Origin of the sequence: Alsobacter metallidurans, from assembly GCF_014636935.1 — a bacterium.
Classification (GTDB): Bacteria; Pseudomonadota; Alphaproteobacteria; order Rhizobiales; family Beijerinckiaceae; genus Alsobacter; species Alsobacter metallidurans.
This window is the reverse complement of sequence record NZ_BMES01000002.1, coordinates 442,936-459,798: the sequence shown is the minus strand read 5'-3', so window position 1 is coordinate 459,798 and position 16,863 is coordinate 442,936. Positions and strand designations below refer to the sequence as shown.

Annotated in this window: 15 protein-coding genes; 2 read left to right on the top strand and 13 right to left on the bottom strand. The window is 70.8% G+C overall.

The features are described 5' to 3' along the window. Positions 1–2 precede the first annotated feature (2 nt). The 9 genes from IEV99_RS12455 to IEV99_RS12415 all read right to left on the bottom strand — a co-directional run bounded on the left by IEV99_RS12455 (position 3) and on the right by IEV99_RS12415 (position 10,636). On the bottom strand, positions 3–2,072 hold the full coding sequence (locus IEV99_RS12455) for a hydantoinase/oxoprolinase family protein (protein ID WP_188518108.1): 2,070 nt from the start codon (positions 2,070–2,072) through the stop codon (positions 3–5). Between the two features lie 274 nt (positions 2,073–2,346). Further along, complete coding sequence (locus IEV99_RS12450; RefSeq protein ID WP_188518107.1) at positions 2,347–4,083, bottom strand: hydantoinase B/oxoprolinase family protein; 1,737 nt, start codon at positions 4,081–4,083, stop codon at positions 2,347–2,349. Next, positions 4,080–4,961, bottom strand: a complete 882-nt coding sequence (locus IEV99_RS12445) for an isocitrate lyase/PEP mutase family protein (RefSeq protein ID WP_188518106.1) — start codon at positions 4,959–4,961, stop codon at positions 4,080–4,082. The genes IEV99_RS12450 and IEV99_RS12445 overlap by 4 nt, the downstream gene beginning before the upstream one ends. A 2-nt stretch (positions 4,962–4,963) precedes the next feature. Then, on the bottom strand, positions 4,964–5,665 hold the full coding sequence (locus IEV99_RS12440) for an ABC transporter ATP-binding protein (RefSeq protein ID WP_188519641.1): 702 nt from the start codon (positions 5,663–5,665) through the stop codon (positions 4,964–4,966). 4 nt (positions 5,666–5,669) lie between these two features. Then, positions 5,670–6,428 (bottom strand): ABC transporter ATP-binding protein, encoded by a 759-nt coding sequence (locus IEV99_RS12435; protein WP_371875788.1) that lies wholly within the window; start codon positions 6,426–6,428, stop codon positions 5,670–5,672. After that, complete coding sequence (locus IEV99_RS12430) at positions 6,425–7,426, bottom strand: branched-chain amino acid ABC transporter permease (protein ID WP_188518105.1); 1,002 nt, start codon at positions 7,424–7,426, stop codon at positions 6,425–6,427. The genes IEV99_RS12435 and IEV99_RS12430 overlap by 4 nt, the downstream gene beginning before the upstream one ends. Beyond that, positions 7,423–8,292 carry a branched-chain amino acid ABC transporter permease gene (locus IEV99_RS12425; RefSeq protein WP_188518104.1) on the bottom strand — a complete coding sequence of 290 codons (870 nt, stop codon included), beginning with the start codon at positions 8,290–8,292 and terminating at the stop codon, positions 7,423–7,425. Before IEV99_RS12425 ends, IEV99_RS12430 begins: the two co-directional genes overlap by 4 nt. A 317-nt stretch (positions 8,293–8,609) precedes the next feature. Beyond that, positions 8,610–9,830 carry an ABC transporter substrate-binding protein gene (locus IEV99_RS12420; protein WP_188518103.1) on the bottom strand — a complete coding sequence of 407 codons (1,221 nt, stop codon included), beginning with the start codon at positions 9,828–9,830 and terminating at the stop codon, positions 8,610–8,612. Then, positions 9,827–10,636: a GntR family transcriptional regulator gene (locus IEV99_RS12415; RefSeq protein ID WP_244643958.1), complete on the bottom strand. Its 810-nt coding sequence runs from the start codon at positions 10,634–10,636 to the stop codon at positions 9,827–9,829. The genes IEV99_RS12420 and IEV99_RS12415 overlap by 4 nt, the downstream gene beginning before the upstream one ends. Positions 10,637–10,749: 113 nt before the next feature. Between IEV99_RS12415 and leuC the strand changes: the two genes are divergently transcribed. Continuing rightward, positions 10,750–12,180, top strand: a complete 1,431-nt coding sequence (gene leuC / locus IEV99_RS12410) for a 3-isopropylmalate dehydratase large subunit (protein ID WP_188518102.1) — start codon at positions 10,750–10,752, stop codon at positions 12,178–12,180. Further along, positions 12,177–12,791, top strand: a complete 615-nt coding sequence (gene leuD, locus IEV99_RS12405) for a 3-isopropylmalate dehydratase small subunit (RefSeq protein WP_188518101.1) — start codon at positions 12,177–12,179, stop codon at positions 12,789–12,791. The genes leuC and leuD overlap by 4 nt, the downstream gene beginning before the upstream one ends. Positions 12,792–12,794: 3 nt before the next feature. Here the strand turns inward: leuD and IEV99_RS12400 are convergent, their stop codons facing one another. Genes IEV99_RS12400 through IEV99_RS12385 form a run of 4 tightly spaced genes read right to left on the bottom strand, consistent with a single transcriptional unit; the run spans position 12,795 to position 16,861 of the window. Continuing rightward, entirely contained in the window at positions 12,795–13,376 is a 582-nt protein-coding gene (locus IEV99_RS12400) for a sarcosine oxidase subunit gamma (RefSeq protein ID WP_188518100.1), read from the bottom strand. Next, positions 13,369–16,347 carry a sarcosine oxidase subunit alpha family protein gene (locus IEV99_RS12395; RefSeq protein WP_188518099.1) on the bottom strand — a complete coding sequence of 993 codons (2,979 nt, stop codon included), beginning with the start codon at positions 16,345–16,347 and terminating at the stop codon, positions 13,369–13,371. The genes IEV99_RS12400 and IEV99_RS12395 overlap by 8 nt, the downstream gene beginning before the upstream one ends. After that, positions 16,344–16,559: a hypothetical protein gene (locus IEV99_RS12390; protein WP_188518098.1), complete on the bottom strand. Its 216-nt coding sequence runs from the start codon at positions 16,557–16,559 to the stop codon at positions 16,344–16,346. The genes IEV99_RS12395 and IEV99_RS12390 overlap by 4 nt, the downstream gene beginning before the upstream one ends. Then, positions 16,556–16,861: a sarcosine oxidase subunit delta gene (locus IEV99_RS12385; protein WP_188518097.1), complete on the bottom strand. Its 306-nt coding sequence runs from the start codon at positions 16,859–16,861 to the stop codon at positions 16,556–16,558. Before IEV99_RS12385 ends, IEV99_RS12390 begins: the two co-directional genes overlap by 4 nt. Positions 16,862–16,863: the final 2 nt, after the last annotated feature.

The window sequence follows — 16,863 nt, the reverse complement described above, 5'->3', positions numbered from 1 at the left end:
GGTCAGCCTCTCGCGATGATCAGGTTGCCGAGGGCATCCACCTTGGCGCTCAGCCCCGGGTCAAGCACCGTGGTGGCGTCGGGCTGCTCCAGCACGGCCGGGCCCTCGATCACGGCGCCGACCGGCAGGTCGAGGCGCGACCAGATGGCGGCGTCGCGCCAGCCGCCCGCGAACCAGACCGGGCGGGAGCCGCGGCCGGCGCCCTCCAGCGTCAGGCCGGGGTCCGGCGCCAGCGCGGCGAGGTCGAAGGGAGGGCGGCGGCCGACCGCCGCCGTGCGCAGCGAGACGATGCGGACGGGGATGCCTGGCAGAAGGCGGCTGAACTGCTTCTGGTAGGCCGCCTCGAACGCTTTGCGCACGATGGTTTCGGACACGCCGGTCGCGCCGTCGCGCAGCGTGACCGGGAGAGGGACCGACACCGTGTGGGTCTGGCCCTGGTAGTGCATATCGAGTTCGTAGAGCACGTCGACGCGCTCCACCGCGATGCCGGCGTCGTCCACCACGGCGCGCGCCTCGCGGCCGGCGTCCACCATGCGGGCGTCGAGCGCGGCGGCGTCGAGGCCGGCGAGGTCGAGATTGACGGTGAGAACCTGGTCGTGCCGCAGGTCGGCAATCACGCAGCCCAGCGCGCTGGTGATGCCCGGGAAGCGCGGCACAACCGCGCCCGAGAGGCCGACTTCTCCGATCAGCGCGCCCGCATGCAGCGCGCCGCCGCCGCCGAAAGGCATGATGGCGAACCGGCCGGGATCGTGCCCGCGCTCGATGGAGACGAGCCGGATTGCGCCGGCCAGCCGGGCGTTGGCGATGCGCAGCACGGCTTCGGCCGCCTCCATCACGCCGAGCCCGAGCGGCGCGCCGACATGCTCCAGGATGGCGGCGCGGGCGGCCTCCACGTCCAGCCGCTCCAGCTTGCCGCCGATGGGCCGCTCGGCGTTGATCCGGCCGAGCACCACGTTGGCGTCGGTCAGGGTGGGGCGCGTGTTGCCCTGGCCGTAGCAGACGGGGCCCGGCCGTGAGCCGGCGCTCTCGGGGCCGACCTGCAGGAGACCGCCCTTGTCCACCTGCGCGATGGAGCCGCCGCCCGCCCCGATGGTGGTGATCTCGATCATGGGCGTGCGCACCACCATGCCGAAATCGATGGTGGTCTGGGCCGCGAGCGTAGATTCGCCGCCCGCGATCAGCGACACGTCGAAGGAGGTGCCGCCGAGATCGCCCGTGATGACGTTGGGGAAGCCGGCCGCGCGCGCGATGGCGGCGGCCGCGATGACGCCGGCCGCCGGGCCCGAAAGCGCCGTGCGCACCGGCAGCCGCCGCGCCGTGGCGGTGGACATGACGCCACCATTGCTCTGGACGATGTGGAACTGGCCGGTGAAGCCGTCCGCCGCCAGCGCGTCCTTGAGCTTGCCGAGGTAGGAGCCGACGACCGGCTGCAGGTAGGCGTTCAGCGCCGTCGTGGAGGTGCGCTCAAATTCGCGAATCTCGGGCAGGATCTCGGACGAGATCGAGATGTCGTCGTTGGGCCAGATCTCCCGCAAGGCCGCGGCAGCCATGCGCTCGTTGCCCGGGTTGGCGTAGGCGTTGATGAACACCACTGCGACAGCCTGCGCGCCCTTGGCGAGCAGCGCCCGGGCGACGTCGCGGACCTGCGCGGGGTCGAGCGCCTCGCGGATGGTCCCGTCCGCGAGTGTGCGTTCGTCGACCTCCATGCGCATGTCGCGGTCGGCCACGGGGGTGAAATCGCCCCACAAGCCCCAGGTGCGCGGCCGGTCGCGGCGGCGCATCTCCAGCACGTCGCGGAAACCGCGTGTCGTGATGACCCCAATGCGCGCGCCCTTTCTTTCCAGCAGCGCGTTGGTGCCGACCGTGGTGCCATGCACGATGGAGCCGAGCGCCGCCACCGGCCCCAGCCGCCGCAGGCCGTCGATGAAGCCCACGGCTTCGTCGCCCCGGTTGGACGGCGCTTTCGCGGTGGCGAAGCGGCGCGCGGCCTCGTCGAAATAAAACAGGTCGGTGAAGGTGCCACCGACATCGACGCCCACAATGGCGCCGCGCGGGGTCGTGGGGGCGGTCATCGGGATGCTTTCCGTGTTGTCTGCACACTGTCCGTCATGGCCGGGCTCGTCCCGGCCGTCCACGCCGACGCCCAGCGCGTGGATCCCCGGGTCAAGCCCGGGGATGACGGTGGAGGGAGGGCGGGCTCCGATGACGAAATGCAGGCGAGGCGTGCGCTTTCAGCCGTCATGGCCGGGCTCGTCCCGGCCATCCACGCCGACGCCCAGCGCGTGGATCCCCGGGTCAAGCCCGGGGATGACGGTGGAGGGGCGAAGCATCTGTGGAAGGACGCCATCATGCGGCGCCCCCGGCGCGGAGCGTCTCGGTGGCGGCGGCGTCCAGGTCGCCGGCGGGGGAGACGCTGACGCGGTAGTCGGCGCGGGCCGCGTCGGCCGAGAGGTAGCCGAGGCGCACGTCGCGGGCGACCAGGGCGGGGGCGCGGGCGACGGGATCGCCCCAGCCGCCGCCGCCGGGCGTTTCGAGGCGCACGCGTTGGCCCTGGGCGATCTTCACGTCCGTGACCTTGGAGGCGAGGGGCGGGGAGGCTTCGCCGTCTGCGGTCTGCCAGCAGAACCGGTTCAGCGCGGCGGGGCCGCCGCCATTGACGCCGAAGGGCGCAAAGCGGCCGCGCTCGCCCAGCAGAAACACGTCCGCGCCGGAGGGCGCCAGCGCCTCGATCTCGTAGACCGCGCCGAGGCCGCCGCGATGCAGGCCCGCGCCGGCGCTGTCAGGGCGCAGCGCCCATTGGGTGAAGAGGACCGGGTAGGAGGCTTCCAGGATTTCGGCCGGCGGGATGGTGGCCATCGAGATCGGGTTATTGCCGTGGTTGAGGCCATCCGTTTCCGGATTGCCGCCAAGGCCGCCGCCGAAAAACGAGAACATGACCCAGCGCGCGCCATTCTGGCGATGGCCCGCCAGCGACAGCGCGTTGATGGTGCCGAAGGGGGCTGCGGTGGCGCGGTCGGGCATGACCTTTGCGAGCGCGCCGAACACGACGCCGATGACGCGCAGGATGGTTTCGGTGTAGCCGCCCACCGGCTTGGGGGCGCTGACGCCAAGCAGGGTCGTGTCCGGGATCACGAAGCTGATCGGGGCCATGCAGCCGGCGTTGGCGGGCACGTCCGGAAACACGTGCTTCAGGGCGACGTAGCAGCACGCCACCGCGGTGGAGCGCGCGATGTTGAGCGGGCCGGCGCAGGCCGGCGAGGAGCGGGAGAAATCCAGCGTCATGCGGTCGCCCGCGATGGTGAGGTCGAGCGCGATCGTGAGGCGTTCGTCGGTGACGCCGTCGTTGTCGAGATAATCCTCGAAGCTGATCGTCCCGTCCGGCAGGGCGGCGATGTTCTCGCGCATCAGCGCCTCGGCGCGCTGGGTAAAGGCCGCGAAGGCGGCGTCCACCGTGTCCTCGCCGTATTCGTCCAGCAGGCCGGCGAGGCGGCGCTCGCCGAGATCCAGCGCGTTGAGCTGGCCGTTGAGGTCGCCCTCGTTGGAGCGCGGCACGCGGCTGTTGGCGGCCAGGATGGCGAGGATGTCGTGGTTCATGCGGCCGGCCGCGATCAGCTTCACGGGCGGGAAGCGCACGCCCTCCTGGAAGCTCTCGGTGGCGCGGGCGTTGAAACCGCCCGGCACGTTGCCGCCGATGTCGAGCCAGTGGCCGACGGAGGCGAGCCAGCAGAAGAGTTCGCCGCGGCGGAACACCGGCCGGACGAGGCGGAAATCGTTGAGGTGGGTGCCGCCGTCGTAGGGGTCGTTGAACAGAAAGGTGTCGCCCTCCTGGAGCCCGCCCTCGCGCGCGACCTTGTCAATCACGGCCTTCACGGCGAACGCCATGGCTCCGACGAAGATCGGCAGGCCCGTCGTGCCCTGCACCAGCGTCGCGCCGGTCTCGGGATGGTAGAGCCCGTGGCAGGCGTCGCGGGCTTCGGCGATGATCGGGTTGAAGGCCGAGCGGTAGAGCGTCGCGTCCATTTCGTCGGCAATCTGCTCCAGCCGGCCCTTCAGCACCGCGAGCGTGACGGGATCGAGCGTCATGCCGGGTCCTCGTAGCGGCGGCCGCGGGCGAGCGTCGCGTCGGTGCCGACGATCCCGTTGATGGCCGCGAAGTCAAACATGCGGTCGCGAAAGGCGTCCGTGGTGCCGTCGCGGCGCAGAACGCCGTAGAAGTCCTGCGCGGCGCGGGCCAGCGCCCGCACGATGGCGCCGGGGAAGATCACCAGCGCGAAGCCCAGCGCCTCCAGCTCGGGGCCGGACAGGATGGGCGTCTGGCCGCCCTCCACCATGTTGGCCATGAGCGGCGCGCGGCCGCCGAGCGCCTGCGTGACGGCGCCGAGCTGGTCGCGGGTGCGCGGGGCCTCGACGAACAGCATGTCGGCGCCGGCGTCCGCATAGGCCCCCGCGCGCGCGATGGCGGCGTCGAAGCCCTCCACCGCCACTGCGTCCGTGCGGGCGATGACCAGCGTGTCGGCCGAGGCGCGGGCGTCCACGGCGGCCTTGATCTTGCCCACCATCTCGCCGGTGGAGACCAGGCCCTTGTCGGCGAGGTGGCCGCAGCGCTTGGGAAAGGTCTGGTCTTCCAGCTGGATCGCGGCCGCGCCGGCGCGCTCGAACAGGCGCACGGTGCGCTGGACGTTGAGGGCGTTGCCGTAGCCGGTGTCGGCGTCCACGATCACGGGCGTGCGCACCCGCTCGCAGACATGCGCCAGCGTGTCGGCCACCTCGCTCATGGAGACGAGGCCGATGTCGGGCTGGCCGAGCTTGGTGTAGGCGATCGCCGCGCCCGAGAGGTACAGCGCGTCGAAGCCGGCGTCGGTGGCAAGCGAAGCCGTCAGCGCGTCGTAGACGCCGGGCGCGACCACGATGCCGCCGCGGGCGAGCCGGCCCTTGAGGGACGGCGCGGGTTCATCCGTCATGGTCACATTCCCAGGTAAGCTTTTTCAAGATCAGGATTTTGCGCCAGCTCGGCTCCCGTTCCGGAGAGTACGATCCGGCCGTTTTCGAGCACGTGGGCCCGCGTCGCGACGGCGAGCGACTGCATCACGTTCTGCTCCACGAGAAGGATCGCGAGGCCGTCGGCGTTGAGGCGGCCGATCAGCGCGAACATCTCCTCCACGAGCAGCGGCGAGAGGCCGAGCGAGGGCTCGTCCAGGATCAGCAGCCGCGGCTCTCCCATCATGCCGCGGCCGATGGCGAGCATCTGCTGCTCGCCGCCCGACAGCGTCCCGGCGCTCTGGCCGCGCCGTTCGCGCAGGCGCGGGAAGGTGGCGTAGACGCGCTCCAGGTTGGCGGCCCGGTTGGGCTTGCCGCGACGGAAGGAGCCGAGCTCGAGGTTCTCCTGGACGCTCATGTCCGGAAAAATGCGCCGGCCCTCCGGCACGTGAATCAGCCCCGCCGCCACGATGGCGGGCGGCGCCAGCGCGTCGATGCGCTCGCCGCCGAAGCGGATCTCGCCGGCCCCGACGCGCACGACGCCGGACAGCGCCTTGTTGAGCGTCGTCTTGCCGACGCCGTTGGACCCCAGCACGGCGACGATCTCGCCGGGCGCGACGTCGAGGTCCAGCCCGCGCAACACCTGCGTCTGGCCATACCCGGCCACGAGCCCGCGCACGGAAAGCAGCACCTCATCCATGGGCGGCTTCCCGGGCGGCGAGGCGAGCGGCGGCGCCGTGGCCGAGATAGGCTTCAATCACGGCGGGATCGCGCGTCACGGCGGCGGGCGGGCCTTCGGCGATCATGCGGCCCTGGGCGAGCACATAGACGGTGTCGCAAAGGCTCATCACGGCCTGCATCACGTGCTCCACCATCAGGATGGTGACGCCGCTGTGGCGCAGGTCGCGGATGATGGGGACGATGTCGCGGACCTCGGAGGGGTTGAGGCCGGCCAGCACCTCGTCGAGCAGCAGCAGTTCGGGCTCTGTCGCGAGCGCCCGCGCGAGCTCCAGCCGCTTGCGACCCACCACGGTGAGGCCGGAGGCCGGCGCGTCGAGCCGGTCGGCGAGGCCGACCCGCTCTGCCACGGCTTCTGCCTTGCCGAGCGCGTCGTCGCGCCGGGGGTGGCGCAGATGGGCGCCCACCGCGATGTTCTCGCGCACGCTCAGGCCGGCGAAGGGCTGCACGATCTGAAAGGTCCGGGCGACGCCCAGCGCGGCGCGCTCATGCGGCGCGAGCGCGCCGACGTCGCGGCCCTTGAACAGGATGCGGCCCGTTGTTGGCTTCTCGAAGCCCGACACCAGCGTGAACAGCGTTGTCTTGCCGGCGCCGTTGGGCCCGATCAACCCGGTGATGCCGCCGGCCTCGACGACAAGCGAGGCGGCGTCCACGGCGAGCAACCCGCCGAAGCGCTTCGACACGGCCTCGACCCGGAGCAGGGGCTCGCTCATGCGGCTCTCCGGGTCGAGAAGCCGCCCTTGAGGCGGTTGAACAGCCCCTGCACTCCGTTGGGCGCGAACGCGATGGCGAGCACCAGGAGCGCGCCGTAAAGCGCCAGGTCGGCCCCGGGCAGGCGCCCGGCCAGCGCCTTGGTGGCTTCCGCCAGCCCGTGCAGCGCCAGCGCGCCTATCAAGGGTCCGAACACCGTGCCGAGCCCGCCCACGATGGGAACGAGCAGCGCTTCCACCGAGATCCAGGTCCCGAAGGCGATGTTGGCGTCCACGAAGAGGAAATATTGCGCGTAGAAAGCCCCCGCCGCGGCCGTGACGGCGGCCGACGCCGTGATGGCCTGCAGCTTTACCCGGAACGTGTTCACGCCCAGCGCCTTGGCGGCGTCCTCGTTTTCGCGGATGGCGACCAGATAAGCGCCGAATCGCGAGCGCTCCATCATCCGCGTGGCGACCAGCGCGGCCGTGACGAGCGCGAGCGCGATCCAGAAGAAGGTGGCCCGGCTGGCGAACTGGAAGTTCTCGGGCCGCATATCGAGCTTGATCAGCGCGCCGGAGGCGCCGCCCGTCCAGGGCGACGCGTTGGCGACGATGCGGAACACTTCCGCAAAGGCGAGCGTCACGAGCGCAAAGTAGGAACCGCGCAGGCCCGAGCGGAAGGACAGAAAACCGATAGCGGCCCCGACGGCCGCGCCGATCGCCACCGCGGCTCCGAACGCCAGATAGGCGTTGAGGCCGAGCCGGCTCTGCAGCAGCGCCACCGCATAAGCGCCCGTGCCGAAAAACACGGCGTGGCCGAACGAGAACTGCCCGCCATAGCCACCCAGGATGTTCCAGCCCTGTCCGGCGAGCGCGATCAGCAGCGCCAGCACCATGGCGTTCAGCACCGTGTTGGCGGTGGTGGCCAACGGCAGCAGCGCCAGAACAAGCGCCACGGCCAGGATGGGGCCGTAGGCGGCCAACAGCGAGGTCCGTGGGCTCGTGTTTACTGGGCCGGTCATGCGCGGGCTCCGAACAGGCCCGTGGGTCGCACCAGCAGCACCAGGATGAAGATCAGGAAGATGCCGAGCTGGCCGAGGCTCTCACCGAAATAGAGGCCCGACAGGCTCTCGACCACGCCGATCAGGAGCCCGCCAATCATCGCGCCCGGCACCGAGCCCATGCCGCCCAGCACGACCACCGTAAAGGCGACGAGGACGTAAGCCGTGCCGACACGTGGATTGACGTAGTAGCTCGGCAGCAGCACGCAGGCCGCGACGGCGAGGCACGCCGCCCCGATGCCGAACGTGACGGCGTAGATGTGGGTGACGTCGATTCCGACCAGCGAGGCGCCGAGCTTTTCCTTGGCGACCGCCCGGATGGCCTTGCCAGTGTCCGTGCGGGTCAGCAGCGCCCAGAGCAGGGCCGCCACCACGCAGGTGACCCCGAAGGCGATCACGCGCGGCATCGGCAGGAACACGAAGCCGAGGTCAACGACCGAAAACCCGTACGGCACGTCGATGCTGCGCGTATCGGAGCGGAAGGCGGCCAGCAGGACGTTCTCGATCACGATGGAGAGACCCAGCGTGACGAGCAGGATGTTGCGGTCGTCGCCATGGCTGGCCGGCCCGATGATCCAGCGCTGCACGGCGTAGCCGAGGGCGAAGAACGCAGGCGCGATGAACAGCACGGAGAGCAGCGGGTCGATCCCGGCCTGGTGGGCGAAGAACGCCGCGAACATGGCGGCCGTCAGGATCGCCCCATGCGCGAAGTTGATGATGTGCAGCACGCCATAGACCAGCGTCAGCGCCACCGACACGAGGGCGTAGACGGCCCCCGTGAGGAGCCCGTTTAGCACGGCGGCGATGACGATATCGGGCGAAAACATGCGTGTCCTGTGTGTCGGCTTTCAGATCCCCTGCCGTCATCGCGAGCGGAGCGAAGCAATCCAGCGGATGCTGGGCCGGGAGGCGCCGAGCCCTTGCCCGGCGCCTGGATTGCTTCGTCGCTTCGCTCCCCGCAATGACGGCGAGGGGTGTGGTCGTTATCGCTCTTCGCCGATCGGCGCGGAGAGGGGGTTTTCCCCGCCGTCATCGCGAGCGAAGCGATGCAATCCAGCTGATGGTGGGCCAGGAGGCGCCGAGCCCTTGCCCGGCGCCTGGATTGCTTCGTCGCTTCGCTCCTCGCATTGACGGGGAGGGCTCGCTACGCCGGGACGGGGAACACCGCCTTTGCGTCGGCGAACTTCTCGGGGAAGATCACCTTGATGTCGCCGCCCTGGACCTGGGTGTTCACCGGGGCCGCGCCGGTGTTCTGGCCGTTCACGAACTTGGTCGGCCCATACGGCATGATGTGCTTGTCGAAGCTCGAGGTTTCCAGCGCGGCGATGATCTTGGCGCGGTCGGCCGAGCCGGCGCGCTCGATGGCGTCGGCGAGGAGCAGCATGGCCGAGTAGTTCAGCGCCACGTTGTAGGTGAAGAACTTGCCCATGCCGTCGACCTCCTTCTTGAGGGCGATGGCGACGGCGTTGCGCGGGTCGTACCAGTGGTTGGTGTCGATCACGTATTGAGCCGCGTCAGGGAATTCCTTGACGAAGCGGAAGTTGGAGGCGGCGCCGTTCAGCACCGCGTAGATGCCCTTGGGCTTGATGCGCTGCTGCTGCATGGTGCGGGCGAGCAGCACGAACTCGCCGTAGTAGCTCGACGGGATCACGAGATCCGGGTTCTTGGCCTTGATCTGCAGCGCGATGTTGGACATGTCGCGCGCCGGCGTCGGGTGCGAGATGGTGTCGATCACCTCGAAGCCGCGCTTGGGCAACTCGGCCTGCAGGAGCTTGGCGAGGCCTGAGCCGAACAAACCGTCCTCATGCACCAGCAGCACGGTCTTGATGGGCTTTCCGGCCGCATCGTTGAGCTTCACCAGGTTGTCAAGCGCCTGGGCGCTGACGATGGAGGAGCCGGGCGCGAAGCGGAACGTGTTCTTGAGGCCACGGCTGACGATCTGGTCGTTGACTCCGACGTCGACGATGTAGGGCAGGTCGTAGCGCGAGGCCGCCTGCGTGGCGGCGAGGCAGATGGGGCTCGCGAAGCCGCCCACGATGGCGCTGACGTTTTCGGCCGCGAGACGCTCGACCTCGCTGGTGCCGCCCTCCGGAGTGGAACGCGCGTCGCCGATCACAGCCTCGAGCTTGGCGCCGCCGAGCGACTTGATGCCGCCGGCCGCGTTGATGGCCTTGATGGCGAGCTCGGCGCCGAGTTGGCCGGCCTGTCCGTCGAAGGCAAGCGCCCCGGTGAGCGGCTGCAGCACGCCAACCTTCACGGCGGCGGCCTGGGCGCGCACGAGGCCAGGCATCGCAAGAACGCCCGCGAAGGCGGCGCCGGCCTTGAGCGCATCGCGTCGTGTGACGCCCGTAATCAGCTTTGTCATTGTGCCTTCCCCTCGTGCTTGCGGGCGCTTCGGCTCCGCTTCGTTGATTGATGCTCGCCCGTGGCGGGCGACCAGCGCCGGCCGTCGTCGGCGCCGGTGCGCTCCAGATCCATGCGGAACGCGTAGCGATCCGGCCGGTAGAGCGCGGCCAGATGCTCCACGCCGCGGCCTTCGGCGTCGTAGACGACGCGTGTCAGCGCGATCAGGGCGGAGCCAATGTCGATGTTCAGCGCCGCCGCCACGTCGGGCGTCGCCAGCACGGCGCCGATCTCCTGCGTGGCGCGGTCGACCTCGACGCCCGAGCGCTCCAGCAAGGCGAGCAGGGGGCGGGAGGCGAGCTCCGCTTCCGAATAGGTGACGCCGATGCGTTCGGGCACGTGCGTGGTGAGGTGAGAAAAGGGCTCGCCGTCCACCATGCGCACCCGCACGGAGCGCTGCGCGCGTTCGCCGGGCGCGAGCCGCAGCGCCTCGGCGACGGCCGAGGCCGGTTCGCCGTACCCAAAGGCGAGGAGGCGAACGTCCGTGCCGCGACCCATCGCGACGAGGTTGCTGAGCACGTCCGCGATGTCGGCGACAACGGGCTTGGGGGCGGCGGCGAGGCGCACGAAGGTGCCGGCGCCGCGGCGGCGGTCCACCATGCCCTCGCGCTCAAGCTCGGCCAGCGCCTTGCGGACTGTGATGCGCGAGACGTTGTGCTCGGCCGCGAGCGCCTGCTCGCCCGGCAGGACATCGCCCGAATGCAGGCCGCCGCTGGCGATCCGCTCGCGCAGCACCAGATAAACCTGCCGGGCCTTGGGCACGTCCACGCCAGCCAAGATCGCCTCACGATAGGACTTCTAATTGTCTACAGTATGATACAACATGGAGCCGTCAAGCCCGTTTGGCGGGCAGCGTCGTGGCGGTGAAAAAGGCAGCTGCAGTGGCCAGGACCCCCCCCGAAAACAGGACCATCATTGACAAGCTGTGGGACGCGCACGCGATCACGACGCGCGAGGACGGGACCTCGCTGCTGTGGATCGACCGGCACCTCTTGCACGAGGGCAGCTTCCACGCGTTCGACCAGCTGGCGAAGCGTGGCGCCGGCGTGGCGCATCCGGAGCTGACGTTCGGCATCGCGGACCACTACGCGCCGACGCGCGGGCGGGACGGAAGCGTCGCCAATCCGGAGATCGCCCGCATGCTGGACCAGTTGTCGGCCAACACGGCCCGGCACGGCCTTCGGCTGATCGGGCTGCGGGATCCGCGCCAGGGCATCGTGCATGTCGCCATCCCGGAGCAGGGCTTGACGCTGCCCGGGCTGACGGTGGTGTGCGGCGACAGCCACACCTCCACGCACGGCGCCTTCGGGGCCTTCGCGTTCGGCATCGGGGCGTCCGAGGTCGCGCATGTGCTGATGACGCAGACGCTCTGGCAAAAGCGGCCGCACCGAATGCGCATCGTCGTGGACGGGCCACTCGGGCCCGGGATCACCGCCAAGGACGTGGCGCTGACCATCATCGCGCGCATCGGCGCGGACGGGGCGCAGGGCTGCGCAATCGAATATGCGGGCTCGGCCGTGCGGGCGCTCTCGATGGAGGGGCGCATGACGCTGTGCAACCTGTCCATCGAATCGGGCGGCCGGCTGGGGCTGGTGGCGCCGGACGAGACGACCTTCGCGTGGCTGCGCGGGCGACCCTTCGCGCCGCAGGGGGCGGCGTTCGACGCCGCCGCCGAGGACTGGCGCGAGCTGGCGAGCGACCCGGACGCGGCGTTCGACCGGGAGGCTTCGTTTTCGGGCGTCGAGATCGCCCCGACGGTGACATGGGGGGTGAGCCCCGAGCACGCCGCGCCCATCGACGCCACCGTGCCCGACCCCGCGCGCATCGCCGACGAGGGGCGGGCCCAGGCGGTGCGCGACGCGCTGGCCTATATGGATCTGCGCGCCGGCATGCGGCTGGACGAGATCCGCATCGACCGCGTGTTCATCGGCTCGTGCACCAACAGCCGCATCGAGGACCTGCGCGCCGCCGCGGCCGTGCTGGCCGGACGCAAGGCGGCCGCGCCGGGGCTGGTGTCGCCGGGTTCCTCGGCCGTGAAGCGCCAGGCCGAGGAGGAGGGACTCGACCGCATCTTCCGCGAGGCCGGGCTCGAATGGGTGGAATCCGGCTGCTCCATGTGCGTGGGCATGAACGGCGACATCGTGCCGGCGGGCGAGCGCTGCGCCTCCACGACCAACCGCAACTTCAAAGGCCGGCAGGGGCCGGGATCGCGCACGCACCTGATGTCGCCCGCCATGGTGGCGGCCGCCGCAGTGACGGGGCGGCTGACGGATGCGCGCGCGCTTTTGGCCGGGCGGGAGGTCGTGGGATGAAGCCGTTCGACTCGCTGGAAACGCCTGCCATTCCGCTGGCGCTGGCCAATGTGGACACCGACCAGCTGATCCCGGCGCGGTTCATGAAGCGACCGCGCTCGGAGGGGTACGGGCCGTTTTTGCTGCACGACATGCGGGAAGGGCCGGAGGGGCCGGTCGCCAATCCGCTGGACGATCCGCGCCGGGCGGGCGCGGCCGTGCTGGTGGCGCGGCGCAATTTCGGCTGCGGCTCGTCGCGCGAGGCGGCCGTCTATGCGCTGGCGGATTTTGGCGTGCGCTGCGTGATCGCGCCGAGTTTCGGCGACATCTTCGCGTCCAACGCGGTGAAGAACGGGCTCCTGCCGGCGCGGGTGTCCGAGGAGGACGCCGAGGCGCTGCTGGGCTCGGCCTGGGTGGAGGACGGGCGGGCGCTGCGCGTCGACCTCGCGGCGCAGACCGTGACGGCCGGCAACCTCGTCGTGGCTTTCGCGATCGACCCGGTGTGGAAGACGCAGCTTCTTAACGGCTGGGACGACATCGACCTGACGCTGGCCGAGCGACCCGCCATCGCGCGGTTTCGCGAGCGCGACGCGGCCGCGCGGCCGTGGGCGGGGCTGGCGCCGGGCGACTGAGCGCTACGCCACGGCGTTCTCGCGCCGGACGATGTCGAGCAGCTCGCGCACATAGGGCGCGAAGGAGCGCCAGACTTCCACGTGGAAGCGCTCCGGATCGGTGCGCCACAGCACGATCTCGGCCTTTTCGAAGATGGTGCGCGCCGCCATGCCCACGGGAAAGGCCGCGAGCGACAGGTCCAGCGGCACGGCGGCGTTCAGCGCCAGCGCCGCGCCGGGGCCTTCCAGCACGAGGCCGGTCTGGCGATGCGAGACGTCCACGAGGCTGTGCGGGACGTCGGCGAGCGCCGCGGCCAGCGACGCCGCAAGGGCGTCCGCCTCTCCGGCGGGGCCGAGCAGCAGCCATTCGTCCGGGCCGAGCCAGAGCGCGGCGCGGCCCGCGCCGGCGGCGGCGCGCAGCGGCGTGGTCGGGATCGCGACGCCGAAGGCGCCCGATGCCACCGCGACAGCGTCCGTCCCGCGCAGGATGAAGCGGGCGGCGGGGCCGCCTTCGGACAGGCGCAGGCCGGCGACCGTCGGGCCCCAGTCGGCCGGGAACTCGGCGAAGGGCGAGGCACGCCGTGCAGCGGCGGAATGATCAGCCATCGAGGCGGCTCCCGTCCTTGTCGTGGAAGATGGGCTCGCACACCTGGGCGGCGATCGGGCCGGCCGGCATGGGGATGAACACCGTTTCGCCCATGCGGGCGCGTCCGCCCGCGACCAACGCCATCGCGATGGAGCGGCCGGCGGCCGGGCTCGCATAGGACGACGTCACGTGGCCCAGCGCCGGACGGCCGCGGATGGGCGTCGCCTCGGCGGTGATCTGCGCGCCTTCCTCCAGCACGGCGGCCGGGTCGGCCGTGAGCAGGCCGACGAGCTGCTTGCGGTCGGCTTTCAGCATGTCGGGCCGGGTCAGCGAGCGCTTGCCGACGAAGTCGGGCTTCAGCTTGCCGATCGCCCAGTCGAGGCCAAGGTCGTTGGGCGTCACGGTGCCGTCCGTCTCCTGGCCGACGATGATGAAGCCCTTCTCGGCGCGCAGCACGTGCATGCTCTCGGTGCCATAGGCGGCCATGCCGTAGCGCTGGCTCTCGGCCCAGATCGCCTCCCAGGCCGCGAGGCCATGGTCGGCCGGCACGTTGACCTCGAAGCCGAGCTCGCCCGTGAAGCTCACGCGGAACAGCCGCGTGGGCACGCCGCAGATGCGGCCCTCGCGCAGGCTCATGTGCGGCATGGCTTCGCGCGAGATGTCGATCCCGTCCACCAGAGGCTGCAGCACGCGCCGGGCGTTGGGGCCCTGCACGGCGATCACGGCCCACTGCTCGGTGGTGGAGGTGAGCCAGACCTTGAGGTCGGTGAACTCGGTCTGGAGGTAGTCCTCCATGTGGGCGAGCACGCGCGGCGCGCCGCCCGTCGTGGTGGTGACGTGGAAGCGGTCAGGCGCGAGGCGGCCGATCACGCCGTCGTCGATCACGAAGCCCTGCTCGTTCAGCATCAGGCCGTAGCGGCAGCGGCCGGGCTCCAGCTTGGTCCACGGGTTGGTGTAGAGCCGGTTCATGAACTCGGCCGCGTCCGGGCCGACCACCTCGATCTTGCCCAGCGTGGAGGCGTCGAAGACGCCGCCGGTGTCGCGCACAGTGCGGCACTCGCGCGCCACGGCGGCGTGCATGGTCTCGCCCGGTTTGGGAAAATACCAGGCGCGCTTCCAGAGCCCGACGTCCTCGAACACCGCGCCGTTGGCCTGCGCCCAGGCGTGCGTCGCGGTTTTGCGGACAGGGTCGAACAGGTGGTCGCGCGAGTGGCCCGCGAAGCTGCCGAAGGTCACGGGCGTGTAGGGCGCCCGGAAGGTGGTGAGGCCCACCTGCGGCACGGGCTTGTCCAGCGCGCCGGCCGCGATCGCCAGCCCGTTCATGTTGGACGTCTTGCCCTGGTCCGTCGCCATGCCGTTGGTGGTGTAGCGCTTCACGTGCTCGATGGAGCGAAAGCCTTCCCGCACGGCGAGCCGGATGTCCTTGGCGGTGACGTCGTTCTGGAAGTCGACGAAGGCCTTCACCTTTTGCGGATCGCGGTGGTGCGGGACGGCACCCTGGAAGCCGCCGCCCATGGGTGCGATCTCGCCCGAGACGGCCGGAGCCGCACCTGCGCCGCCGGCCGCGAAGCCTTCGGCCAACGCCGCCGCGATCCCGAAGGCGCCGTTGCAGGCGCCGACGGAAAGCTGCGCCTGCGCGGGTTCGCCCGGCAGGTAGATCCCGCGCGCGTCGTCAAAGCGCAGCTTGCCGCGTGATTGCGAGAACAGGTGCACGGCCGGAACCCAGCCGCCGGCCATCAGCACGCAATCGCAAGCGATGCGCTCCACGGGACGCACCGTTCCGTCCGGGCCCACCTTGCCGATCTCGGCGCCCGACACGCGCAGGCGACCGCTCGTTCCGGTAATCACCGACGCGCTCAGCACCCGCAGCGCCGCCGCGTTTGCGGCGAGCGCGGCGGCCTCGCCCGGCTCGGGCCGCACGTCCACGACAGCCGCGATGGCGACGCCCGCGCGGGCGAGGTCGAGCGCGGCGGCGTAGCCGCTGTCATCCACGGTGAACACCACGGCATGGTCGCCGGGTTTCACGCCATAGCGGTTGAGGTAGGTCCGCGCCGCGCCCGCCAGCATGATCCCGGGCCGGTCATTGTCCGGGAAAACCAGCGGCTGCTCGATGGCGCCGGTCGCCAACACGACCCGGCCGGCGCGCAGCTTCCACATCCGCTCGCGCGGCGCATGGGCGGGCAGGGCGGCGAGATGGTCGGTCAGGCGCTGGGCGAGGCCAACGAAATTCTGGGCGTAGTAGCCGAAAGCCTGGGTGCGGGTGAGCAGGGTCACGTTGGTTCGGGCCACCAGCGTGGCCACGGCTTGCGCCGCCCATGCGGCGGCGGGCTGGCCGTCGATGGCGAGATCGGGCTCGTCGAGCAGCCCGCCGCCCATGGCGGGGTTCTCGTCCGCGACGATGACGCGCGCGCCGCCCTCGGAGGCGGCCAGCGCCGCCGCGAGCCCGGCCGCGCCGGCGCCCACCACGAGCACGTCGCAAAAGGCGTAGCGGTGGGTGTAGTGGTCGGGATCCGGCTCCCGGGGCACGACCCCGAGCCCCGCCGCCTTGCGGATGAACGGCTCGTAGACGCCTTTCCAGGCTCCGGCCGGCGCCATGAATGTCTTGTAGTAGAAACCGGCGCTAAACACGCCCGGCGGAACGAGATTGTTGACTTCGCCGACGTCCACCGCGAGCGATGGCCAGCGGTTCTGGCTCTCGGCGACGAGGCCTTCATAGAGCTCAACCTGGGTGGCGCGCAGGTTGGGCGTAAAACGCCCGCCGCCGCGCGACACGCTCACCAGCGCGTTGGGCTCCTCGGCTCCAGCGCCCAGCACGCCGCGCGGGCGGTGATACTTGAACGAGCGGCCCATGAGGGCGACGCCATTGGCCAGCAGCGCGGACGCGAGCGTATCGCCGGCATGGCCGGTGTAGCTCTTGCCGTCGAACGTGAACGGGATGGCGCGCGCCCGGTCGACATGCCCGCCCGCGGCGGTGCGGAAAGGCTGGGTCATGCGCGGAGGCCTTTGTGGATCTGTTGGCCCGGCTCTTCGCCGTCATGGCCGGGCTTGCCCCGGCCATCCACGCCGGAGCCCAGCGCGTGGATCCCCGGGACGAGCCCGGGGATGACGGTGGAGGGATGCAAGCTCGTCCCCGTCGACTGCTTTGTGGCTGCGCTGCTCGCAAGCACGGGGAGGGTGCGCGCCTCGCGCGTGAGCGCCATCATCGCCCGGTCTCCCCGGTGAGCGTCGCGAGGTCGGGCTTCGGTTCGCCGGCCTTGTAGGTGGCCAGGATGCGGTCGGTCACGGTGTGCCGGATGGCGTTGAAGAAGCGGCCGCAGCCGGAGGTATGGCGCCAGCGCTCGGCGTGGACGCCCCTCGGGTTGGAGCGGAAATAGAGGTACTCGGCCCAGTCCTGGTCGGAGACCGACGAGGGGTCCAGCGGGCGCGCCACATGGGCCTCGCCGCCATAGCGGAACTCGAGTTCGGGGCGGTCCATCTCGCAGACCGGGCAACGGATCAGCAGCATGA